The organism is Soonwooa sp., assembly GCF_030151385.1.
In the GTDB taxonomy this organism is placed as follows: domain Bacteria; phylum Bacteroidota; class Bacteroidia; order Flavobacteriales; family Weeksellaceae; genus Soonwooa.
Genome location: NZ_JASLDS010000061.1, coordinates 52,344 through 75,186 on the forward strand (window position 1 = coordinate 52,344; position 22,843 = coordinate 75,186).

General features: G+C 35.2%; 20 protein-coding genes. 5 read left to right on the plus strand and 15 right to left on the minus strand.

What is annotated here, in order from left to right; all coding sequences use genetic code 11:
• Position 1: 1 nt before the first annotated feature.
• Positions 2 to 1,102, minus strand: coding sequence for a hypothetical protein (locus Q1V95_RS12050; protein ID WP_300674261.1), 1,101 nt, complete (start codon positions 1,100 to 1,102; stop codon positions 2 to 4).
• A 78-nt stretch (positions 1,103 to 1,180) separates the two neighbouring features.
• Complete coding sequence (locus Q1V95_RS12055; RefSeq protein ID WP_300674264.1) at positions 1,181 to 1,510, minus strand: iron-sulfur cluster assembly accessory protein; 330 nt, start codon at positions 1,508 to 1,510, stop codon at positions 1,181 to 1,183.
• Between the two features lie 193 nt (positions 1,511 to 1,703).
• Between Q1V95_RS12055 and Q1V95_RS12060 the strand changes: the two genes are divergently transcribed.
• Positions 1,704 to 2,534 carry a GLPGLI family protein gene (locus Q1V95_RS12060; RefSeq protein ID WP_300674266.1) on the plus strand — a complete coding sequence of 277 codons (831 nt, stop codon included), beginning with the start codon at positions 1,704 to 1,706 and terminating at the stop codon, positions 2,532 to 2,534.
• Positions 2,535 to 2,687: 153 nt separating this feature from the next.
• Here Q1V95_RS12060 and trpS read toward each other — a convergent pair whose 3' ends face one another.
• From trpS to Q1V95_RS12075, 3 genes are all read right to left on the minus strand, one after another.
• A complete protein-coding gene (gene trpS, locus Q1V95_RS12065; RefSeq protein WP_300674268.1) occupies positions 2,688 to 3,656 on the minus strand; it encodes a tryptophan--tRNA ligase in 969 nt (322 codons plus the stop codon).
• An 80-nt stretch (positions 3,657 to 3,736) separates the two neighbouring features.
• Positions 3,737 to 4,870: a tetratricopeptide repeat protein gene (locus Q1V95_RS12070; protein WP_300674271.1), complete on the minus strand. Its 1,134-nt coding sequence runs from the start codon at positions 4,868 to 4,870 to the stop codon at positions 3,737 to 3,739.
• Positions 4,867 to 6,453: an AraC family transcriptional regulator gene (locus tag Q1V95_RS12075; RefSeq protein WP_300674273.1), complete on the minus strand. Its 1,587-nt coding sequence runs from the start codon at positions 6,451 to 6,453 to the stop codon at positions 4,867 to 4,869. The genes Q1V95_RS12070 and Q1V95_RS12075 overlap by 4 nt, the downstream gene beginning before the upstream one ends.
• A gap of 304 nt (positions 6,454 to 6,757) precedes the next feature.
• On the opposite strand from Q1V95_RS12075, the gene Q1V95_RS12080 reads away from it, so the two are divergent.
• Positions 6,758 to 8,026, plus strand: a complete 1,269-nt coding sequence (locus Q1V95_RS12080; RefSeq protein WP_300674276.1) for a T9SS type A sorting domain-containing protein — start codon at positions 6,758 to 6,760, stop codon at positions 8,024 to 8,026.
• Positions 8,027 to 8,134: 108 nt separating this feature from the next.
• Here Q1V95_RS12080 and Q1V95_RS12085 read toward each other — a convergent pair whose 3' ends face one another.
• The 10 genes from Q1V95_RS12085 to ileS all read right to left on the minus strand — a co-directional run bounded on the left by Q1V95_RS12085 (position 8,135) and on the right by ileS (position 16,520).
• On the minus strand, positions 8,135 to 8,857 hold the full coding sequence (locus tag Q1V95_RS12085; RefSeq protein ID WP_300674278.1) for a LytTR family DNA-binding domain-containing protein: 723 nt from the start codon (positions 8,855 to 8,857) through the stop codon (positions 8,135 to 8,137).
• A 3-nt stretch (positions 8,858 to 8,860) separates the two neighbouring features.
• On the minus strand, positions 8,861 to 9,949 hold the full coding sequence (locus Q1V95_RS12090) for a histidine kinase (protein ID WP_300674281.1): 1,089 nt from the start codon (positions 9,947 to 9,949) through the stop codon (positions 8,861 to 8,863).
• Between the two features lie 24 nt (positions 9,950 to 9,973).
• Complete coding sequence (locus tag Q1V95_RS12095) at positions 9,974 to 10,219, minus strand: hypothetical protein (protein WP_300674283.1); 246 nt, start codon at positions 10,217 to 10,219, stop codon at positions 9,974 to 9,976.
• Between the two features lie 3 nt (positions 10,220 to 10,222).
• Positions 10,223 to 10,483, minus strand: coding sequence for a hypothetical protein (locus tag Q1V95_RS12100; RefSeq protein WP_300674285.1), 261 nt, complete (start codon positions 10,481 to 10,483; stop codon positions 10,223 to 10,225).
• Positions 10,484 to 10,673: 190 nt separating this feature from the next.
• Entirely contained in the window at positions 10,674 to 11,315 is a 642-nt protein-coding gene (locus tag Q1V95_RS12105; RefSeq protein WP_300674288.1) for an ElyC/SanA/YdcF family protein, read from the minus strand.
• 69 nt (positions 11,316 to 11,384) lie between these two features.
• On the minus strand, positions 11,385 to 12,023 hold the full coding sequence (locus tag Q1V95_RS12110; protein WP_300674291.1) for a lipoprotein signal peptidase: 639 nt from the start codon (positions 12,021 to 12,023) through the stop codon (positions 11,385 to 11,387).
• Positions 12,023 to 12,214 (minus strand): DUF2683 family protein, encoded by a 192-nt coding sequence (locus Q1V95_RS12115; protein WP_300674294.1) that lies wholly within the window; start codon positions 12,212 to 12,214, stop codon positions 12,023 to 12,025. The genes Q1V95_RS12110 and Q1V95_RS12115 overlap by 1 nt, the downstream gene beginning before the upstream one ends.
• 10 nt (positions 12,215 to 12,224) lie before the next feature.
• Positions 12,225 to 12,467, minus strand: a complete 243-nt coding sequence (locus Q1V95_RS12120; RefSeq protein ID WP_300674297.1) for a DUF6576 domain-containing protein — start codon at positions 12,465 to 12,467, stop codon at positions 12,225 to 12,227.
• A 96-nt stretch (positions 12,468 to 12,563) separates the two neighbouring features.
• Positions 12,564 to 12,944, minus strand: a complete 381-nt coding sequence (locus Q1V95_RS12125) for a TraR/DksA C4-type zinc finger protein (RefSeq protein ID WP_079667754.1) — start codon at positions 12,942 to 12,944, stop codon at positions 12,564 to 12,566.
• A 99-nt stretch (positions 12,945 to 13,043) separates the two neighbouring features.
• Complete coding sequence (ileS, locus tag Q1V95_RS12130; protein WP_300674304.1) at positions 13,044 to 16,520, minus strand: isoleucine--tRNA ligase; 3,477 nt, start codon at positions 16,518 to 16,520, stop codon at positions 13,044 to 13,046.
• A 373-nt stretch (positions 16,521 to 16,893) separates the two neighbouring features.
• Between ileS and Q1V95_RS12135 the strand changes: the two genes are divergently transcribed.
• The 3 genes from Q1V95_RS12135 (at position 16,894) to Q1V95_RS12145 (ending at position 21,824) form a co-directional block, all read left to right on the plus strand.
• The gene (locus Q1V95_RS12135) at positions 16,894 to 18,030 is read left to right on the plus strand and encodes an EpsG family protein (protein WP_300674307.1); all 1,137 of its coding nucleotides are present in this window, start codon (positions 16,894 to 16,896) and stop codon (positions 18,028 to 18,030) included.
• Positions 18,031 to 18,277: 247 nt separating this feature from the next.
• Positions 18,278 to 20,851, plus strand: coding sequence for a type I DNA topoisomerase (topA, locus tag Q1V95_RS12140; protein ID WP_300674310.1), 2,574 nt, complete (start codon positions 18,278 to 18,280; stop codon positions 20,849 to 20,851).
• A gap of 73 nt (positions 20,852 to 20,924) precedes the next feature.
• Entirely contained in the window at positions 20,925 to 21,824 is a 900-nt protein-coding gene (locus Q1V95_RS12145) for an MBL fold metallo-hydrolase (RefSeq protein WP_300674312.1), read from the plus strand.
• Positions 21,825 to 22,843: the final 1,019 nt, after the last annotated feature.

Consider the following 22,843-nt stretch of genomic DNA (forward strand, 5'->3'; position numbering starts at 1 on the left):
ATTAGTAATATTGATACTCATAGCTCGAAGTAAATCCTTTTTTGTTGCCATCTTCATTACTCGAGTAAGTAAGTTTTTCTATTAAATTTTTATCATTCAAAAAGTAGGTAACTTCGCCTTTATCCATTTTTTCTACTATTTTGTTTCCTGTTTTTGTAATGCTCGATTGTGAACCTCCATTATAATAAGTAACCTTTACGGGGAAGATATCTTTAGCATTTGACAAATAAAAATCGGTGTTATTAAGATTTCCACTTTCTTTATACGCTAAATGATTATTCTCATAGGTCACTTCTTTCGTTAATTCCGTGTAATAATCATCAAAAACATAGTCCGCGTTGTACAACAAGAAATTATCTTTTAGACGATATTCTACCACACCATCATCGTCAAAAGTTTTGACAGAATTATCATTGTACAAAAACTCTTTAGCTTCGGCACCAACTGCTCCCATTTTTCGAAGTACACCATTTTCGTAAGTAAACTTTAGATTGACTTTAGGAAAAATAACTTCTGTCAATTTGCCGTCTGTATCGAAATAAGCTTCCACTTTCTCGATTTTAGGATTGTTCGAAGTTACCTTTATTGATTTCACGCCTTTTGGATTAAAATCAAAAAGATTCGACATTCCTTTTTTCGAATGAAACAAAATATCAGTCACGAGACCGTTAACATACTTTCTTGATAACAACTTTGACTTTTCTGTTATCTTTTCTGTAACGGGAGCTCTTAGTTTTTCTTGTTTATTAAGAAAATCGGTGTAGTATGATGAAGCTTTTGGCTTACCAAATAAGTCCGAAAAGTATTCAGTACTTTTTAAAAAGCCGTTACTTACAATTGGCTCCGTTTGTACTTTTCCATCCCAAAAAAGCACATTAGATTCTTCTGTAAAGCTTGTCTTTTTTAAATTTTTGTTTTTAACGATAACGTTTTTAGCATCTGTAATAATGACTTTGGCATTAATATCCTTGAAGTTTTTTTCAAGTTCTGCTTTTTCACGGTCATAATATTCGTCAGTATTACTAGAACCGTAATAAGCGTAAAAAATTACAAAAGTTGGGCGTCCACCATCTACAACTATTTTCCCATTGTTTCCTCCCATAGAAGCAGATGTTTTTTGTTGAGAAAACAACAACAAAGGTAGGATCAGAAATAAATATGATAGACTAAACTTCATTATCTACAAGCTAAAACTTTCGCCACAGCCGCACGTTCGTGAGGCATTTGGGTTATTAAAAACAAAACCTTTTCCATTCAATCCGCCTGAATATTCCAAAATAGTTCCGGCAAGATAAAGGACAGACTTTTTGTCAACAATAACTTTTACGCCATTGTCTTCAAAGATTTGATCTGTGTCTCCTTTTTGGTTATCAAACTTTAGGACGTATTCTAGACCAGAGCAACCTCCGCTCTTTACGCCTACTCTTATATAATCTGTCTCAGGATTAAAGCCTTCCTCAGTCATTAACTGTGCTGCTTTTGCTTTTGCCTGATCGCTTACTTTTATCATTGTTTTTATTTAGAATGATTTTTTATAGTGCAAAAATACGAACTAATTTCCGCAATCTCAAATCGATAGATTCTATTTTAATAATTTAAGATTTTCTTAATGCTTTTTAAGTGAAATTAAGTGTGCTAAAGATTTAATTTTAAAACAACAATTTAACTTTATTGTATAACTTCTGTCTAAACTAAAAAACAATATGAAATATATACTTGGACTTCTAAGTCTTGTGATGTCGCAGTTGGCTTTTTCTCAGGCAACTAGATTTATTTATCAAGCTACGATGACGCCTGATTCTACTAAAGTATCGGACAAGAAAATAGAGAATGTCTATCTCGATGTTGATGGTCAAAACTCTGTTTTTTATTCTGAAAATAGAGCCAAACGTGACTCGATAATGAACCGTATGCGAGAAACTAAAAATTTTGATAGAACGCAACTGCAGGATCTGCGGTCAATTGTGGATTATACTGTCGAAAAGAATTTAGCAAAACAAAATCTTAATTTCAAGCAAAGGATTGCTCGAGATCAATATGTCTATGAAGAGGCAATTCCTCATACTTGGAAAATTTTACCAGAAACTGTAAAGATTGGAAAATACCAAACTCAGAAAGCTGAACAAAAATATGGAGGTCGAACTTGGTATGCGTGGTTTACAACAGATGTGCCTTTGCAAGATGGTCCTTACAAATTTGGTGGTTTGCCTGGATTAATTGTAAAACTTGAAGATAGCAAAGGTGATTATAGTTTTGACTTAATGGAGAGCAAAAAAATTGCGAGCATCCAAGGACCTGAAAGTCGCGGACAAGATATTAGCATTAAGAAGGATAAATTTTTGGCGATGCAAAAGAAATTCCAGCAAGATCCTAGCAGTTTTATGAATGCTAACTCTAACAGAATGGGAGGAGGACAACGTGGAAATTCTGGCGGTGGACAACGACAAGCGCCAAATCCTCAACAAATGCAGGATATGCAAAAACGAATGCTAGATGATATTAAATCCCGAAATAATCCGATTGAAAAAATTTAGAAATTATTTCTAGAAAATTAAAGTTCTTATATTTTATTTTTTTGACTTCGGCAATTTTTAAGTAGAAAATTGTCGAAGTTTTGTAAGTAAATATAGAATAGAAAAAGGTCAACAAATTTGTTGACCTTTTTCTATTTTTTGATAGTCTAGGTTTTACAATCCTAGGCTTTGTCTTACTTTCCCTAAAGTTGCTTGGGCAACTGGACGTGTTTTGGCAGCACCTTCTTGTAGTTTTGCTTCTAGCTCATCAAGATGCGACATATAATAATTGAAAGTTTCTCTCTCTTTTTCGAAACGTGTCAAGATTAGTTCTAACAATTCTTTTTTAGCATGTCCATATCCAAAGTTTCCAGCCAAATATTTAGCTCTTAGTTCTTCAGTTTGTTCTGGTGTTGCAATCAATTGATAGATTGCAAATACCTTATCTGTTTCAGGATCTTTTGGTTCTTCCAAAGATTTAGAATCCGTTTCGATGGACATCACTTGTTTTTTCAATTCCTTTTCAGGCGCGAAGATGTTGATGATGTTACCGATTGATTTTGACATTTTGCGTCCATCTGTTCCGGGAACATATTTGGTGTCTTCTTGCAATTCCGCAGATGGCAAAACAAAAACTTCGCCCATTTGACGATTGAATTTTTCAGCAACGTCTCTTGTAATTTCTAAATGTTGAAGTTGATCTTTTCCTACAGGAACAATCTCGGCATCGTACAACAAAATATCTGCTGCCATCAAAATAGGATAGTTGAACAATCCAACATTAACATCCGCCAAACGATCCGACTTGTCTTTGAAAGAATGCGCCAATTGCAATCTTTGGAAAGGGAAAAAACAATCCAAATACCAAGTTAACTCGCAGGTTTCGGGAATGTCACTTTGACGATAGAAATTTGTTTTTTCAGTATCTAGACCACAAGCAAGCCAAGCAGCAGCAATCTCATAGGTATTTTGTTTCAGCGTTGCTGCGTCTTTAATCAAGGTTAAAGTATGCAGATTGGCGATGAATAAAAATGATTCGTTCTCTGCTTTTTTTGATAATTCGATTGCAGGAATAATCGCTCCTAAAAGATTTCCCAAATGCGGGGTTCCGGTCGCTTGGATGCCGGTTAAGACTCTTGCCATAATAGTGTTCTATTTAAAAGCAAAAATACAAAAGATTGTGTTGTTGACCAATTTCTATGTTGTCGGGATTTTCTCTAGAATTAAGAATTAACTTCTTTTCCTAATTTCTGAGTAAGGTTTTTGTTTTGTTTACTGAAATCAAAAATCTTTTTTAACATTAAAACAGAACATAGCAAAACCACAAGCCAAACTATAATTTGAAACAACGAAAATCTTTGATTTTCATGATCAACTTTCTTTTGGTAATCTTTGTTTTGAATATCCATAAGACGGTTAAGCGATTTCAATTCGCTGTCTTGTTTTTTTTGTTTGGAAGCCTTAAGTAGGTCATTGTAAGATTGATAATTTTTCCAGTCATTTAATGCTAGATAATTATCGCGAGTGATCTTGTATACGCCTTCTTTTAAACTTAAATCCGAAACATCATCTGACAATTTTTGAGCGGTTGCCAAGATTTCTAGAGACTTTTTATAATCTTGTTGAGAATAATAATTATCTGCCAAAGCCTTATAAGCAAAAGCTTCAAGGCTTTTTGATCCAGATCTTGTTCCATAGAAAATGGCTTCGTTAAAGTAGCTTTGCGCTTGTTCGTAATTTTTTAATTCTAAAAAACAGTAACCAAGATTGTACGAAAACACACTAATGTTAGCATCGGTCTTTGGCTCAGTGGGCAAACTTTTGAAAAAACTAATGGCGGGCACAAATTTCTTAATCGCCATTTCGGGGTTCTCTTGACTACGGTAGATCATGCCTCGAACCGCGTCGATAAAGTTTTGGTTAAAATTTCTATCATAGTCGGCAGCAGGCAAAGTTTTGCAAAGCTCTTCAGATTTGTCTAGGCTTTCTAATGCTTTATCAAACAAATCCATTTGTTGGTATTGTACACCAATTGTATTGAGGATTCTGATTTTTGTAACGCTTTGGATGTTGGTATTTAGCAAATCAGAAGTTCTCATGATGTAATACAAAGAACTGTCGATATCACGTTTTGCAATATAAGCCGTCGAAATCAACATATATATATTGGCGAGTTGATCTGGTTTTTTGTTATTAACTAAAAGTTTTTTTGAAATACTAATTGCTTTTTCGGGTTCATCGTACAGGAGCATTCTTGCTTCTTTGAACTTGAGTTGGTCGGCTTCCAAATTCTGAGCGAGGCTGTATTTTGGCAAACACAACAAAAAGAAAAATCCTACTAATCCTAAAATTCTCATATTATTTTTCTTTTGCTAATTTGTTGAATGTAATCATTTGGGGTTACGCCTGTCACGTTTTTAAAAACGACAGAAAAAGTGCTGTGAGAAGCAAATCCCGCAAGTTCGGCGAGATAACTTATCTTGTACTGACGGTATGTTGGGTCAGTCGAAATAAGATAAGCAATGTGGTTGATTTTTAACTCGTTAATATAAGTTGTGAAGTTTTTGCCTTTGCTGTTTTTAACAACTTCAGAAAGATATTTGGTGTTGACTTCAAGTTGCGTTGCCAGCGCTGCCAAAGACATATTGCGATCCATAAAGTTTTTTGAACTTTCAAATTCGCTTAGTTTTTTAAGAATAAGATCTTCCTTTTCTTTAGAAATGCTAAAGCTTTTTTGTTTGGTAATTTGCTCGAGGTCTTCAAGGTTTTCTTCTGGAGATTCTTGCGTTTCCCTTGGTGATGTTAGGTTTTCCTCCTTTTTGTTTTTTGTTTCGAAAAGACGTTTTTGGTAATCAACAAATTTTAGTTGATTATTGAGAAACTGATTTTTTTGATAGGTTTGGAAAAGCCAAAAGCCAATTAATAAGATTAAAATAAATCCTGCTCCCAAAGACCAATACAAGTTTGTAAGATTTTTGTGTTCACGAATTCTTAAATTTTGATTCTGAAATTCCTGATTGAGTTGCATCAAATTTTGAATCGCTTCTTTTTGACTTTGGTCAATTTTGTTTTGACTTTCCAAATGCAATTTCTGATAAGTTTCGTGTTCTTCAACATTTCTTAAAGCCAAATGGTTTTTTGCTAAATCCTCATAGAGATTGTTTTTTAAACCTAAAAAATCAATGTTTTTAATCCTATCCAATGCCAAATCTAAATGCGAAATCGCTTCCTTGTATTCTTGCTGATTAAAAAGGATACTGGCTTTTAACTTTTCTAAACGGACAAATACATAATTATTCTCAGGATGTTCTGTAGAAATTTTGTCCAGTTCATTAACGTAATTGTTTAAGTTTTTATAATCTTTTAGCTGAAGTGCAATTCTAGATTTTAGAAAAATATTGGAGCACAAAATGTTATAGGAAGAGTTTTCGTTGGCTTTGCAAAGAAGATTGCTTTTGTCGAGAAAGCTTAATGCCTCATTTGTTTTATTGTTATTAAATAAAGTCTTAGCCTGAAGTTGATATAGCAACGCGAGAACGATTCTATTTTCTGGTGCCGAAATGACTTTGGTATTCTTTAGAACAGAATTAATTAATAACGAAGACTGATCGTAAAGCCCAAGATTCTGCAATTGCTGAATCATTCCGATATTGTTAAGAAGCTGGTCGTTGCTGTTGAGATCGTGTTTGGCGTTTACATTTTCCAAAGCCATTTTAAGAGATTCCTCGTAATTGGCTTTCAAACTGTAGGATTCTGCAAGTAAGGTTTTTGCAACAAGTTGATTCCTTGTGTCTTCTGGAAGAATACTTATCGATTTTATGGCTTTGATGCCAGCATCTGGATTTTGATACATCTTGTCAATGCTATTAGAAAGCATCAATCTAAAATCTCCTTTTTCCTGAGCAGTAACCGAAAAGCAACCAATCAGAAATACAAACACACAATATATCAATATATTTTTCACACCACATTAATAAGCAAAGACTTAGAGCAAATTGAAAGCAATGCTATAAGAAGTGTGAATTTACTAAAAGATTTGTAATAATTTATCCATTGGAAAATGTTTTCGAGAAGTCTTTTTGAAATATTGTTGTGAGTTTGTTAAATTTAAGTTTGTTTTGTAATGTGTTGTTATTGAGTGTTTTATGATTTTAAATTTTAGCATTTCAAGAAATCCTAAAGACAATAACTTGATATTGGCGCTTCATATTTCTAAGTTTGAGCAACAAAATAATATAAGAGATATGAAGAAATTTTACTACGCTGCAGCATTTTTTTGCAGTTTAAATTTTATCAATGCACAAGTTTTTGAAACGACAACTTATGCTTTTATGTCGGATGTTTCTAACAATGGTGTTGCAGTAGGAAACGTAATGTTTGGAAGTCACATTATGTGGACAGAGCAAGATGGAGTTATTACAGTTGGCGAGCCAGCTAGTGGTGAACAGATTAGCGGGAATACTTCAATATCTGCAGATGGTAAATATATTGCGGGAACGATGACCAATCCCGAAACGATGATTGACGAGATGGCGCGTTACGATGTTGCAACGGGACAATGGAAATATCTAGGTAATTTGGTGCATGGACAAGATGCTTCAGTGTGGGGAATGTCAAGCGATGGTAAGACAATTGTTGGTCTTGGCTTCAAAAGTGGATGGGAAGCGCACGGAATAAAGTGGACAGAAGCAGCAGGAATTGTTGATCTCGGAAGCACTCATGCGGATTCGTCTTCTAGAGCTAATGCGATTAACGATGATGGTTCTGTTATTGTCGGTTGGCAAGATGATGATTTTGATCGATTTGGTGTGTATTGGAAAAATGGGCAACAATATCATTTGAAAGATGCGAATGGTGAGGAAGTTATTGGAGAAATTGGCGGTGTATCTGGTGATGGCAAAACCATGATTGGTTACAATTACGACTATCCATTTATTTGGAATGAAACCGATGGCTACCAAGAGTTTCCGCACGAAGATCCGATGTACGAGGGTTCTGCTGTGGCAGTTTCGGACGATGGCAAAAGGATGATAGGATATTACAGACCTTGGGGACAAGGTGCGTTTGCAGGAAGTGCTTTTATTTGGACAAAGGAAAAAGGCATTGTTGATCTTAACGAATATGTGGCAAGTTTAGGAATTGCTGATAATGGGATGACCTTCTCTTTGCCTTTGGGTATGTCGCCAAATGGGAAATATATTGTCGGTATTGGGAAGAAGAATGATGATCTTTTAGGATTTGTGATAAAACTTCCAGATTCTGCGCTAGCGACTAATAATGTTGCAGTTCCAAAATCTGTGATCTACCCGAATCCTGTTAATGATGTTCTTAATATTTCGAATGCTGATAAATTGCAATCGATTGAAATTTACAATTTTGCAGGTCAAAAAATTATGACAAGTAAGAGTTTGACAAACAATCAAATCAATGTTTCTAAATTACCAAAAGGAAGTTACATTTTGAAGCTTGTTAAAAACGGAAAAGAAGAAAGTGTGAAATTCGTTAAGAATTAATTTTCATACTCTAAATCAAAAATGTTTACCCTCAAAATGGGTTTTCATATTTTATTAAGTTAGTAGCAAAAAACCGTCAGCGCGACGGTTTTTTGTTTTATTGGAAAATTACAATCCAAAATTTTCTTTGAAGATAACGGCTTGTCGGCGCGATATTTCGACATCGTTGTTATTCGGAAGTTTTACCATAAGGTTGCCACTGAACCAAGGTTCTATATTTTGGATAAAACCTACATTGATAATCGTATTTCGGTTGGCGCGAAAATATTTGTCTGCGGGCAATTTCTTTTCGATGAGGTTAAGCGATTTTGAAAGCATTGCTTTTTCATTTCTAAAAAATACTTTGGTATAATTGCCTTCCACTTCGAAAAGGTAGATTTCCGAAATGCGAACCATCCAACATTTTTCGCCATCTTTTATAAAAATCTGATCATTAAAGTCCAGTTTCTTATCCAACTTTTCTGCACGTTCTTCAATTTTTTCGGCGACTTTTTCAAGAGCTTGGTCAAGGCGTTTTGGATTAATTGGTTTTAGAAGATAGTCGAGTGCATTGTATTCAAAAGATTTAATGGCAAATTCATCAAAAGCTGTTGTGAAAATAACCATCGGCACATCATCCAAACTTTCTAAAAGTTGAAAACCATCGCGTCCCGGAAGTTGGATGTCCAAAAAGATAAGATCAGGTTGTAGGTCTTTTATCAAGGCTTCTGCGATGTCTGCATTTTCGGCTTCACCAAGAAGTTCGATGTGTTTGTGTTGCTGGAGTAGTTCTTTCAGCTCGTTGCGAGCAAGACGCGAATCTTCAACAATGATGGCTTTTATCTTTTTCATATTTTAACTTTTCAAAACATCTTTTTTAATTCTGATGTGCGCAACAACATTGTCGGTTTCTTCTTCAAGAACAAATGTTGCTTGGTTGTCATAGAGAAGTTTTAGACGTTCCTCAATATTTTTAATTCCGATTTGTGTGCCTTTTTCGGAAGTGTTTAGTTGTCCTGAGTTTTTAACTAAAAGATTAAATGCGTCATCATCTTCGTAGGATTTTACCAAAACAAAACCACCATCTTTTAAAATAGAAATTCCGTGTTTAACGGCATTTTCGACCAACATTTGCAAAATCATTGGTGGAACATAATAGTGATAATGCGCTTTGGGAATTTCAATATTATAGTTAAGTCGTTCTTCGTATTGGATTTTCGAAATTTCGAGGAAGTTCTCAACTGTTTCGATTTCTTGTTCTAGAGGTACAAAATTATTTTTCCCCGATAGGAGCGAAGACCGCAACAATTCGGAAAGTCGCGTAATCATTTCCTTAGTTTTTTGAGGGTCTTCTTGTACCAAACCTCGGATGTTATTAAGACTGTTAAAAATAAAGTGTGGATTAATCTGACCTTTTAGAGTGTTAAGGTTGGCTTCTTTTAAGTTTTTTTCGATGGTGAGTTTTTGCTTAAGCTCATTTTGATTCATCGCATAAATCTTGTATGCATAGATGAAAATTAACCATGTTAAGGAAATAAAAAAGAAATAAAAGTAATTAACCAAACGCTTTTCGAATACTATCTTTTCGGTAAAGTGGAATCTTTCGTTTTTAGGAATAAAGAAGTTCTGCGACTCTTGTAATATTGGCCAAAAGCTCGCTTGGAAAATAATATGAAATATGGATAAACTTGCTAAAACAATAAGAATACTTTTCGCGCTCAAAAGTCCAAAATGTTCGGCTTTTTCTAAAACGGTAACGCTGAGGTTAGAAACGATGTATAGCATTAAAACACACAGGAACAGCTCGAAAACCCAAAACATTTGATATTCTTCGCCGTACACATCTACAAAGATTAACTTTTTGAAAGTTAAAAAGAAAAATATAAAACACGTCAAAAATATGATGGTTGCAAGATGGTAACGCCAATTGCTTATTAATTTCATGTTTACTCTAAATTTTTGCGTGCTCTAAAGATTTCTTTTCTTTAATTCAGATTCTAAAGCATCAGTTTTTTTTGAGCCTTTGTAAAGTAAGTAAGTCAAAAATGCAGGCAGCAAAAAAGGAAGTTTGAATCCTTTCGCCCAAAACGCAACACCAGCAATTCCTGCGGCAAAGCCAATTAATACGGCATTAATGATTTTGGTGGATTTTAAAGATTTTTTAGCAGTTAATAATTCTTCATTGCTAAGTGCAGCATAGTCGATTTCTGGCATATTTTATTTTTTTCTACTTTTTAATTCTTTATCAATCGTTGCAAATGTTGTATAGATCGGCAACAATGTAATTGGCAAAACAAAAATAGGAATTGCTGTCGCAATATTAAACCTCGAAAAGCCTTTATATGCAATAATTCCGAAATAGACCAACATCAAAACAAGCCAAATGCTTCCAAAAGCAATGACCATCTTTTTTTGTTTGTCTCGTAATACCTGCAATTCTTCTGTTGGTAAATCCGAGTAATCTTGTTTTTTTTCCATTTTTAAATTTTAAAAGAAATATTAAGCAAAAAATTGTGTGATAAAATCGATGATTTTAACAGCAAGTTCGATGATTAGTGTGACCATGATATTTTGTTTTTGAAGTTTTTCTGAAACAAATATAATATCATTGTTCTACCAATTACATTTATAATTGACGAACGGTAATTTTGAAATGCCGAGTGGTAAATTACGGTATCTGAATTTTCTCTCCACCGAATTTTGGCTCAACGCCAAAGAACATATCCCAATAAACTTTGGCTCTAGCAAACTTCTCGCGAAGATTAGTTTTGAATCCTGCATTTTTGTTGACATCTTTGGCATTGTAACCATAAGCTTTGATGCCGTTTTGTTGTGCTAAGAAAATCGCACGCTGATTATGGAACTTCTGTGAGATAATTACATAAGAGCTTTGACCAAAAATATCTTTTGCTCTAACCACAGAATCTAAAGTTCGGAAGCCTGCAAAATCTTCAAAAATGTGATTTTCGGGAATGCCTTTTTCTATTAAAGCCAACTTCATATCTTCGGGTTCGTTGTAGCTTTTTCGAGAATTATCGCCACTTACAATAAAGTATTGTACTTTTCCAGCTTTGTACAATTCTGTGGCAGCATCGATTCTATAATTAAAATAAAGATTGGGATATCCATTTGCTAAAGTCTTGCTAGCACCAAGAACCAAACCGACTTTCTCGTTCGGAACGTCATCGATGTTAAAAGAATTAAAAGCTTCTGTCTTACTTTCTATGGAATGGTTAGCCCACCAAATAAAAAGGGCTGATACTACGGCGAGTATCAGTCCGATTAATATTATTTTTTTGAAAATTTTCATTCTAAAATTCGTGTGATTTAATCGAATTTTAAAAATATGATTTATTTATTGCTTTTCAAAAATTTTAGTTTAAAAATCTAATCCATTCGGAAAGGCTTTTTTTCTGAAGATATACAAAAGGATTGCGCCAACAGTAATCGCAGAATCGGCAACATTAAAGATATATTTGAAAAACTCTAGCGGCTGTCCACCAACGAGAGGTACCCATTTGGGCCAAGTGGTATCAACCAAAGGAAAGTATATCATGTCAACCACGCAACCGTGCATAAACTGAGAATAACCTTGTCCAAAACCTGTCAAACTTGAAACGCCGTCGTAACTTATCCAGTAACCAACACTTTCGTCATACATCGTTCCCGAGTCGAAGATCATCCCATAAAACATTCCGTCGATAACATTGCCAATTGCTCCAGCAAAAATCATTGCCATAGGAATGATGAGGTAATTGGAAGCGCCTTCTTTCAACCATTTTTTGAAAAGAACAATCATCCCACCAGCTAAGACAAGTCTTAATAGAATCAAAGTGTATTTTCCCCAAAGTCCTCCAAAATGAAGTCCATAAGCCATGCCCGGATTTTCGACAAATCTTAATTGAAAACCTGGAAATATCTCTTCAAAGCCATTAAGACGGAAATGCGTTTTGATGTAGATTTTTGAGGCTTGGTCGATTATTAAAATCAATAAAGTGATTAATGCAATCTTCTTCATTATTGTCCTTTTGGCTTGTTAGGTCTATTGATTTTTTGCTCTTTTTTGTCGTTGATTTTTTTCACAGTTTTTTGATTATGAAAATGATTTCGGGTATGAAATTTTTCAAACTCAATGTTCATGTCTTTCAAAACACTTTTAAGAGCCGTCAGCTCCATTGCATTTTTGGTGTGTACTATTATAGATTCCATTGTTTAGGATTTATTTTTTTGATAATTCGTCTAGTCTTTTTCGGTCTTTTGGACTAAGGTCGTCGGGACCGTTTTTCCCCATTTTGCTTAGCAGTTGGTCAATTTCTTTTTCGCGTTCTCGTTTATCATTGTTAAAACGATCGTCGATGCTCATGTACTTTTCGTCTGAGCTAGAAGTTGATGCGCCAAACTTGTCTCTAAAAACAAAGGCAAAAATAAGGATAATAATAAGAAAGATGATAACTAATGTCATGACTTTATAACCAAAAAAGGTTTACAATTTCTTGTAAACCTGTATTATTACTTAATTAAAGAAAATAATTGTTTATACAAACTTTAATGTTTTGGATTAGCGTTGCATATTTTTCGCTTCAATACTCAAGGTTGCGTGTGGAACAGCCTTTAATCTTTCTTTCGAGATTAACTTTCCTGTCACACGACAGATACCATAAGTTTTGTTTTGAATTCTGATTAAAGCATTTTTCAAATCACGGATAAACTTCTCTTGTCTTCCTGCCAACAAAGCATTTTGCTCTTTGCTTAGCGTTTCCGCACCTTCTTCAAAAGCTTTGAAAGTTGGTGAAGTATCATCTGTTCCGTTGTTTTGATCATTGATAAAACTTTCTTTAATAAGACTTAAATCTTTTTCAGCTTTATCTATTTTATCTTGAATCAGTTTTTTAAACTCTTGTAAGTCAGCGTCGCTATATCTTAATTTTTCTTCCGCCATGTTCATAACTTTAAATAATTTGGTTTTTTTATATTAATTAAAGATAGTAAAAAATATTTATAAAACTGTTAGAAAAAAAACAACCAATATTAACAATTTTTAAACTTTCTCAATCTTTAATTTAAATTTCACTTCATCTATCTCAACGTCGTTGAAGTTTTCGGAAATCGCTTCTGTAACAATTTCGTTAGCCAAAACTTCTTCAGAAATGTAGGTTTTATTTCTTTCGATGTCTGCTAAGAATGGATTGTCATTCTCTACGAAAATGTTAATTTTGTCCGTTAGCTCAAAATCTTTCTCTTTTCTAAGGTTTTGAACTCTATTGATAAATTCTCTCGCGATTCCTTCCGATTTCAACTCGTCCGTTAACGTCAAATCTAATGCCACAGTGATTTTTCCTTCACTTGCCACCGTCCAACCTGGGATATCTGATGTGAAAATTTCTACATCGTCAACCGTAATTTCGTGTCCAGCAACTTGCGCTTTACCTGATTTTTCTAAATCTGCAATTTGCTCATTGGTGAAAGCAGAAATCTCTCCAGCAACCGCTTTCATATCTTTTCCTAACTTAGAGCCTAAAGCTTTAAAGTTTGGTTTGATTTGCTTTACAATTAAATGTGATGCTTCTTCAGCATTAATTAATTGAAGTTCTTTTACGTTTACTTCTTGCTTAATTAATTCCGCAACAGCATTGATTTGTGCTTCTGTTTTAGCATCCAAAACTGGAATCATTACTTTTTGAAGCGGCTGACGAACTTTTTGGTTTTCTTTCTTTCTTAAAGAAAATACCATCGACGTGATTTGTTGCGCCAAATGCGTTTTTTCAACCAAATCGGTATCAATTAAGCTTTCATCAGCAACTGGGAAGTCTGTTAAATGCACAGATTCACCTTTTGTTTTTCCGGTAACAGCATTCAAATCTTGGTACAATTGGTCCATAAAGAATGGCGCAATTGGAGCCGAAAGTTTTGCAATCGTATCCAAACAAATATATAAAGTTTGATAAGCCGAAATTTTATCATCGCTGTAATCACCTTTCCAGAAACGTCTTCTACATAAACGAACGTACCAATTTGATAAATTATCGTTCACAAAAGTATTGATAGCTCTTGCCACTTTCGTTGGCTCGTAATCTTCGTAGAATGCTTTTACTTCTTTAATTAAAAGATTTAATTCCGATAAAATCCAACGGTCGATTTCTGGACGATTTTCAACATCTTTTTCTGAATAATTAAATCCATCAACATTCGCATACAAAGCGAAGAAAGAATAGGTGTTGTAAAGCGTTCCGAAGAATTTTCTACGGATTTCATCAATTCCTTCAATATCGAATTTTAGGTTTTCCCAAGGATTCGCATTCGAAATCATGTACCAACGCGTCGCATCTGGACCGTAAACCGAAAGCGTTTCAAAAGGATCAACGGCGTTTCCAAGACGTTTGGACATTTTTTGTCCGTTTTTGTCTAAAACCAAACCGTTAGAAACCACATTTTTATAAGCCACAGAATCGAAAACCGTCGTCGCAATCGCATGCAACGTGTAGAACCAACCACGAGTTTGGTCAACACCTTCTGCGATAAAATCTGCTGGATAAGCTTTTCTATCATCTATCATTGCTTTGTTCTCGAACGGATAATGCAACTGTGCATACGGCATCGCTCCAGAATCGAACCAAACGTCGATAAGGTCGCTTTCGCGCTTCATTGCTTTTCCAGACGCCGAAACCAAAACGATTTTGTCCACCACATTTTTGTGAAGGTCTACGATATCGTAGTTTTCTTTCGCCATGTTTCCGATTTCAAAACCTTTGAAAGGATTTTCTGTCATCAAACCAGCAGCAATCGATTTTTCGATTTCATTATATAATTCCTCAACCGAACCGATGATGATTTCTTCTTTTAAATCCTCAGTTCTCCAAATCGGCAACGGAATTCCCCAATATCTTGAACGAGAGAGATTCCAATCGTTTACATTTTCTAACCAATTTGCAAAACGCCCTTCACCAGTAGATTTTGGTTTCCAATTAATCGTTTCGTTCAATTCTACCAAACGATTTTTAACGGAAGACATTTTCACGAACCAAGAATCCAACGGATAATACAAAACAGGTTTATCGGTTCTCCAACAATGCGGATAAGAGTGGACATATTTTTCAACTTTAAAAGCTTTGTTCTCCTCCTTCAACTGAATCGCTAAATGAACATCCCAAGATTTCTCAGGTGCTTTTCCGTCGTCGTAATATTCGTTTTTAATATATTTTCCTGAAAATACTTCAGGCACATTTTCTCCTCGGATGAATTTTCCTTGCAAATCCACCAATGGCACCAAATTATCGTGTTCGTCTTTCACCAACATTGGCGGAACACCAGCATCTTTAGCTACTTTCGCATCATCAGCACCAAAAGTCGGCGCCGTGTGCACAACTCCCGTTCCGTCTTCCGTGGTTACGAAATCTCCTGGAATTACCACAAAAGCTTTTTCTGGATTTTCAGCAGGTAAAAACCAAGGGACCAATTGTTCGTAAGTCGTTCCAACCAAATCCGAACCTTTGAATTCCGCTAAAACTTGGTAAGGAATTGTTTTGGATTCCGCAGTGTAATTTGCAAAATCTTCGTTTGTTCCTTCCACAAATTTCTTCCCGAATTGTTTTGCTACCAAAGCTTTCGCCAAGATAATATTAATCGGCTCGAACGTATATTGATTAAAAGTTTTTACTAAAACATAATCGATGTTTGGACCAACCGTCAATGCTGTGTTAGAAGGCAAAGTCCAAGGCGTCGTCGTCCAAGCCAAAATATGAATTGGTTGCTCTTTTTCATTATCAAACTCTGCCCAATGCAAAGCACCTCCGCAAGTATTTTCTGCGATATCGCACGCGTCAATTGAAGAAAGTCCTTTGATTTTTGAAGCAACTTTATCGGAAAGTTTTTTAACTTTAAATTGAGCTACGACCGTGGTATCAGTCACATCGCGATAGGTTCCTGGCTGATTCAACTCGTGAGAAGAAAGTCCAGTTCCTGCTTTTGGCGAATACGGCTGAATTGTATAACCTTTGTACAGTAAATCTTTGTTGTACAATTGCTTCAACAACCACCAAACCGACTCCATGTATTTTGGTTCGTAAGTGATGTAAGGGTCGTCCAAATCTACCCAATACCCGATTTTTTCGGTAAGGTCGTTCCAAATGTCCGTATAACGCATTACTGCATTTTTACAAGCTTGGTTGTATTCTTCGATGGAAATTTTCTTTCCGATGTCTTCTTTGGTGATGCCTAATTCTTTTTCAACGCCCAATTCCACAGGAAGTCCGTGCGTGTCCCAACCTGCTTTACGGAACACTTGCTTTCCGTTTTGTGTTTGGAAACGACAAAAAATATCTTTAATAGACCTCGCCATAACGTGGTGAATACCTGGAAGTCCATTTGCAGACGGCGGTCCTTCGTAAAATACGAATTCTGGATGGCCATCGCGAAGTTCCACAGATTTTTTGAAAGTGTCATTTTCCTTCCAATAAGCAGCAACATTTGTTGCAACTTGGCTAAGGTTTAGGTTTTTATATTCTTTAAATTGACTCATTTCGGTCTCAAGTTCTTTTATACTAAATAATTAAGTTTGCGAATTTAGTGAAAATATAGCAAAAATTAGTAGGTTGGTATATGCGAATAAAAGCACTAAAAATTGAATATTTGATCAAATATTTTGAGAAAGAGTAAAAAAGCTTCTTATTATGAAAACTTTATAAGTTAAAATCTTATATTTTTGCAAGTGAAAAAAGTTAACTACAAATGATGTTGATAGGTTTGTTATTATCTATCATCTAAAGAAAATTATTGAAATGCGAGAAAATCTACAAAGTAGGACTCAAGAATTTTTTAGAGATTTTTATCTTATGCCGAATTTGTACTGCTCTTCATTTGATAAAATATTCAAAAAATAATCGATTGAAGAAATGCAGTTATTACATCCTTATTTTTTAGTTGCCATAATTCTCATGATTATTTTTAGTTTTCATGAGGTATATCAAGGTAAAGTAAATCGAAGATATTTATATATTTTAGGTGCTTATTTTATCGTACTTGCAGGTTTTCGAAATAATGTAGGTGCCGATTATGGTAGTTATTGGAGTATCTATACCTATTCTCAGACGAAAGACTATTGGAGTATATTCTTGAAGGCTTTAACTATGAAGCCACCAACACCCATCGAACTAGAATGGGGCTATGTTTTAATAAATAAAATAGTAGGAGAATTTCATGCCCCATTTCATATTTTGACCTTTGTGATCGCTGCTTTGGCCGTCACCTTTAAAAATAAATTTGTAGAAGAGAATTCGGTATATCCATTCACAGTTTTATTACTAATTTTTATTCCTGGTTTTTTCATTGGTGAAAGTGGACAAGTAAGACAAAATCTAGGTTCTTTTATTGCTTATTTTGGAATTAGATACATTAAAGAAAGACGTGTCTGGATGTATCTTTTGTTTGTGTATTTAGCTGGTAGTATCCATAATGTATGTTATATCTTGTATCCAATGTATTGGCTTGCTAGGATACCTCTAACAAAATCTAGAATGATATTACTAATTATCGCTTCTATTTTAGCATCGCCTTTTGAAGTTTATAGAGTTTTTGGAAGCTTTTTAGATTCAATAGCATCGGATTCGGCTGTAATTGGAGGTTTTAATGGTTATATGAACGAGTCTACTGAGAGGCTGCAAGGTGGGTTTGGTATACCAGAAGCAATGATGATTATTACGACATTTTTCCTTTTTGTATTTGATACACCGATGCGAAAAAAATATCCTTATTATGAGTATCATCGTAATTATGTGGTGTTGGGTATTTGTTGTTTTTTTATTTTTAGAAATAATGCCATCTTTTCATCGCGACTAGCTGGAGTTTTCCTAGGGTTTTCACCTCTTCTTATTGTAAATAGTATGTATGTGGTTAATGAAGGGACGAAAAGGCTAATACATTTTTTTATACTTTTCTTAGTTGCATTCAACCTCGTTATATTCTCTTCGTTTGTCAATATTACAAAAGGAAGATTTTCAATAGACTTATATAGAAACTGGGTGCTTCCCTAAATAATAAGCAGTTTGAGAAAAATGATGTGGGAATATTCTCCAATCCAACTCAATAAAACACATATTGTTACATTTGTAATTATTTTTATTTCACTTATATATAGAGTAGAAATGTCAGGGAAAGGATTCACTTTCGAGGGTCTGTTTTACAGGCTTTTCTTTGTTCCTTTTGAATTGATTCATAAAATGATTTAAAACAATAAATCTCATTTAATAAAAAACTTCTACTTTTGCAAAAAATTTCAGAATGTCCAAAAATCTAGTTATCGTTGAGTCACCAGCAAAAGCAAAAACCATCCAAAAGTATCTTGGTAAGGATTTCGAAGTGAAGTCTAGCTTCGGTCACATAAGGGATTTGCCTAAGAAAGGTATGGGAATCGACTTGTCGTCTTTCACACCAGATTATGAGGTTTCTCCAGATAAAAAGAAATTAGTTACTGAGCTTAAGGCCGCTGTTAAAAAAGCCGATATGGTTTGGTTAGCATCCGATGAGGACCGCGAAGGAGAAGCTATTGCTTGGCATTTAGCAGAAGAACTGAAATTAAAACCAGACAACAGAAAGCGTATTGTTTTTCACGAGATTACTAAGAATGCAATTCTTAAGGCAATTGAAAATCCACGTGATATTGACCAAAACTTAGTTAATGCACAGCAGGCAAGACGTGTTTTGGATAGAATAGTAGGTTTCGAAATGTCACCAGTTCTTTGGAAAAAAGTGAAACCAGGACTTTCAGCTGGTAGAGTACAATCCGTTGCGGTGCGTTTGGTTGTGGAGCGCGAAAAAGAAATTAGACATTTCAAACCAACGGCGAGTTTTAAGGTTGATGCCGTTTTCCTAAACGATGGAAGCCAAGAAATTGCTGCAAAATTAAAAAAAGACTTTTCTAAAGAATCCGAAGCGGAACAATTTTTAGAACAAGCAAAAAATACAGAGTTCAAAGTTCTTAATGTTGAAACAAAGCCAGGGACGCGTTCTGCGTCGGCACCGTTTACAACATCAACTTTGCAACAAGAGGCATCTTCTCGTTTGGGTTATAATGTGACGACTACGATGCGTTTGGCGCAGCGTCTATACGAAGAAGGTTTTATCACATATATGAGAACGGATTCCGTGAATCTTTCTCAAGAAGCGATTAATGGTGCAAAAGCGCAAATCCTTTCGGAGTATGGAGCAGACTATTCGCAACCAAGAAATTATACAACCAAATCTGCTTCTGCACAAGAAGCACACGAGGCGATTCGCCCGACTGATTTTGGTATTAAAACAATTGGGGATGTACAATTGAGCAAATTGTATCAATTGATTTATCGTCGAACTTTAGCTTCGCAAATGTCGAATGCTAAAATTGAGAAAACCGTTATCGAAATCGGAAACCCGAGCTTGCCTCAACATTTTGAAGCGCAAGGAGAAGTCATTGTTTTTGATGGTTTCCTAAAAGCTTACGGAATCGTGAAAACCGAAGAGGATGACGAGGAGAACAACGAAAAACTACTTCCGAAAGTTAAAATCGGAGAAGTTTTAGATTATAAAAAAATTAAAGCTTCAGAAAAATTCACCAAGCCAAGTGCACGTTACACGGAAGCAGGTTTGGTTAGAAAGCTTGAAGAATTAGGTATTGGTCGTCCGTCGACGTACGCACCAACAATTCAGACTATTCAAAATCGTGAATATGTTGACAAACGTGAAATCGAACCTCAAACGCGAGAAGTGGTTCGTATTTCGTTGACGAAAGGCGCAATCAAAAAAGAAGTTCTTGACGAAAAATTTGGTGGAGATAAAAATAAATTTGTTCCAACAGATATTGGTGAAGTAGTTAATGATTTCTTGATTGATAATTTTCAAGAGATTTTAGATTACGGCTTTACAGCACGTGTTGAAGGGAGTTTTGACGAAATTGCTGATGGTTCTGAAGAGTGGAAAAAAATGATGACGGATTTCTATTCGAAGTTTCACCCAAGAATTGAAGATGTTGAAGAAAATGCAGAACGTGCAACTGGAGAACGTATTTTGGGTGTCGATCCAAAATCGGGGAAACAAGTTCACGCAAGAATTGGTCGTTTTGGACCGATGATTCAGATTGGTGAGCAAGATGATGAGGAGAAGCCGATTTTTGCATCATTGATGAGTGGTCAAAATATTGCGACCATTACATTGGAAGAGGCTTTAGAATTGTTTAGACTTCCATTTGATCTTAATGATTTCGAATCTCAGACTGTTACAATTGGCGTTGGACGTTTTGGACCTTATGTTAAATGGGGCGAAACTTATATTTCGATTCCAAAAGGCGAAGATCCATTATCAGTTGACCAAGGTCGTGCAGAAGAGATTATTAGAGAAAAGCAAAAAGCTGATGCGCCGATTGCCAATTATAAAGGCGAACCTGTAACTAAAGGAACTGGACGTTTTGGACCATTTATCAAGTATAAATCAATTTACGTAAACGTTCCTAAAAAGTACGATTTCAACAATCTTTCACAATCGGATATTGTTGAGTTAATCGATGCTAAACTAGAAAAAGAAGCCAATCGCTACATTCAGCAATGGGAGGATGAAAAAATTGCCTTGGAAAATGGACGTTGGGGCGCTTTCATTAAGTTCGGAAAAGCAAATCTTAAAATTCCGAAAAGAGCAGATGGCGAAAAATACGATGCTGAAGAATTAAAGCAAATTGATTTGGAAACGGTAAAAGCTTGGATTAAGGAGCAAGACCCAAAAGCTTTTGAAACCAAGAAAAAAGCGCCAGCCAAAAAACCTACTGCTAAAAAGACAACCACAGCAAAGAAAACAACGACGACTAAAAAAGCTAGTCCTAAAAAATAGAAAAAAAGCCATTTGCAATATTTTGTAGATGGCTTTTTTATTGTTAAATTGTGTTGTCCAAAATTTTAGTACAATGTCTGATATCAAAATCCTCGATTTACAATTTCTCGATACGCCACATGCGATTGGTTCATTTTTAATTGAAAGCCAAGATGGTTTGATCCTTATTGAATCGGGACCAGAGTCAACTTTCGAACATTTAAAATCAGCCATCGAAAATCTTAATTTTCGTTTGGAAGATATCAAACATGTTTTTTTGACGCATATTCATTTTGATCACGCAGGCGCAGCTTGGAAGTTTGCAGATTTGGGTGCCAAAATTTATGTCCATCCCATCGGTTATCCACATTTGTTGGATCCAGAAAAGTTGTGGAATTCTGCAAAAATGATTTATGGCGACGATATGGACAGGCTTTGGGGTAAGATGGAACCAATTGCTGAAGCTAATCTTGTTCAGGTTGACGATAACGATGTTATTAAAATTGGAGAACACGAGTTTAAAACGATTTACACGCCTGGCCACGCTATTCATCACAATTCTTATAAGCTTGGTAATGTCATTTTTACTGGAGATGTCGGTGGAGTCAAAATCGGAAATCATCCTGTCGTTCCGCCTTGTCCGCCTCCCGATATCAACATCGAATTGTGGAAACAGTCTTTGGATAAGCTCGATGGCGAAAATGCCGAAGCTTTTTATCTTACGCATTTTGGTCGGCAAGAGAATACAAAACAACACACGCAAGAACTTCAAGCTGTTTTAGATAGTTGGGCGAACTGGATAAAACCATACTTTGAAAATGGAACATCACCAGAAGATATAACGCCAAAGTTTATGGAATACACGCAAAATCAACTTCGCGAAAAAGGATTAACACCAGAAGAAATTCAAGTTTACGAATATGCGAATCCCAGCTGGATGTCTGTTTCTGGGCTTTTACGTTATTGGAAGTTAAAGCAACAAGGCCGAATTTAATTTTTTTTTCGGGCAATCCTCGCGCTTGGCTGAGTCTTTGCTAGCTCGGTCGGGCTGTCCGCTGTATCTTGGAAGCTTCGCTCGGTTGTCTATGCTTCGGTTGCTACGCCCCGAGGCACCGCCGCCTCGCTTCGCTCCAAGGATGCCGCTTCCATCCCTATTGCGGGTGAGAGATAATTATTTGATTTACGATTTTAGATTTACGAATTACGATTTTGAAATCTCCACTTCCAAGTTTCCACTTAAATACCCAGCAAATCTTTTGTTCCCTTTTGTGGTCAGGCTTATCTACATAAACAAACATTGTTTTTCATATATAAGCTTTGCGCTTTAGTTTCTCTTAGAAACAGAATGATAAATAAAAAATCTTTTGTTTCCTTTTGTGGTTAAACTTATCTACATAAACAAACCTTGTCTTTCATATATAAGCTTTGCGCCTTAGTTTCTCATAAAAGCAAAAGACAATTAAAAAAAACTTTGTATCGCTTTGCGATAAATTTTGCTAGTTGGCCTTCATAACGACTTATAAAAACCTAAGTGGTTTGACGAAGTTAATCTCCACTTCCAAGTTTCCATGAATCTTTTGTATTCTTTTGTGGTTATCGCAAAACGAACAATCAAAAATAAACTGATCTGAAAACAAGTGAGTTAAAGTTAAATTAAAAAATAGTTTACAAAAAGTTTGGATTGGGAGGGGGAAAGAAACTACTTTTGCACTCGCAAATCAGAAGTGGTAAGCAGCGCAGAAGATACTAGAAACAATAATAAAAAGAAACGAAACAAATGCTTTTCGGGTTAAGAAAAAAAAACTTGAAAAAACATTTGCGAGATTCGGAAAAAGTTTTTAGTTTTGCACTCGCAAATCAGAAATGACAAGCAAGCGCAGGAGATAATTAAAACGAGTATTTAGATTTAGTAAATGGGTTTAGGGTGTTTGAAAAAAAAAACTTTTAAAAACATTTGCGTAGGTCGGAAAAAGTTTTTACTTTTGCACTCGCAAATCGGCAGAAAGATGACAG

Bases quoted from the DNA above. Each gene is read 5' to 3' on its own strand.
- Q1V95_RS12060 (WP_300674266.1), top strand. From the start codon at position 1,704: ATGAAATATATACTTGGACTTCTAAGTCTTGTGATGTCGCAGTTGGCT.
- Q1V95_RS12125 (WP_079667754.1), bottom strand. From the start codon at position 12,944: ATGGCGGAAGAAAAATTAAGATATAGCGACGCTGACTTACAAGAGTTT.
- Q1V95_RS12110 (WP_300674291.1), bottom strand. From the start codon at position 12,023: ATGAAGAAGATTGCATTAATCACTTTATTGATTTTAATAATCGACCAA.
- Q1V95_RS12120 (WP_300674297.1), bottom strand. From the start codon at position 12,467: ATGACATTAGTTATCATCTTTCTTATTATTATCCTTATTTTTGCCTTT.
- ileS (WP_300674304.1), bottom strand. From the start codon at position 16,520: ATGAGTCAATTTAAAGAATATAAAAACCTAAACCTTAGCCAAGTTGCA.
- Q1V95_RS12070 (WP_300674271.1), bottom strand. From the start codon at position 4,870: ATGAGAATTTTAGGATTAGTAGGATTTTTCTTTTTGTTGTGTTTGCCA.
- Q1V95_RS12100 (WP_300674285.1), bottom strand. From the start codon at position 10,483: ATGGAAAAAAAACAAGATTACTCGGATTTACCAACAGAAGAATTGCAG.
- topA (WP_300674310.1), top strand. From the start codon at position 18,278: ATGTCCAAAAATCTAGTTATCGTTGAGTCACCAGCAAAAGCAAAAACC.
- Q1V95_RS12135 (WP_300674307.1), top strand. From the start codon at position 16,894: ATGCAGTTATTACATCCTTATTTTTTAGTTGCCATAATTCTCATGATT.
- Q1V95_RS12095 (WP_300674283.1), bottom strand. From the start codon at position 10,219: ATGCCAGAAATCGACTATGCTGCACTTAGCAATGAAGAATTATTAACT.
- Q1V95_RS12080 (WP_300674276.1), top strand. From the start codon at position 6,758: ATGAAGAAATTTTACTACGCTGCAGCATTTTTTTGCAGTTTAAATTTT.
- Q1V95_RS12055 (WP_300674264.1), bottom strand. From the start codon at position 1,510: ATGATAAAAGTAAGCGATCAGGCAAAAGCAAAAGCAGCACAGTTAATG.
- Q1V95_RS12115 (WP_300674294.1), bottom strand. From the start codon at position 12,214: ATGGAATCTATAATAGTACACACCAAAAATGCAATGGAGCTGACGGCT.
- trpS (WP_300674268.1), bottom strand. From the start codon at position 3,656: ATGGCAAGAGTCTTAACCGGCATCCAAGCGACCGGAACCCCGCATTTG.
- Q1V95_RS12145 (WP_300674312.1), top strand. From the start codon at position 20,925: ATGTCTGATATCAAAATCCTCGATTTACAATTTCTCGATACGCCACAT.
- Q1V95_RS12085 (WP_300674278.1), bottom strand. From the start codon at position 8,857: ATGAAAAAGATAAAAGCCATCATTGTTGAAGATTCGCGTCTTGCTCGC.
- Q1V95_RS12105 (WP_300674288.1), bottom strand. From the start codon at position 11,315: ATGAAAATTTTCAAAAAAATAATATTAATCGGACTGATACTCGCCGTA.
- Q1V95_RS12090 (WP_300674281.1), bottom strand. From the start codon at position 9,949: ATGAAATTAATAAGCAATTGGCGTTACCATCTTGCAACCATCATATTT.
- Q1V95_RS12050 (WP_300674261.1), bottom strand. From the start codon at position 1,102: ATGGGAGGAAACAATGGGAAAATAGTTGTAGATGGTGGACGCCCAACT.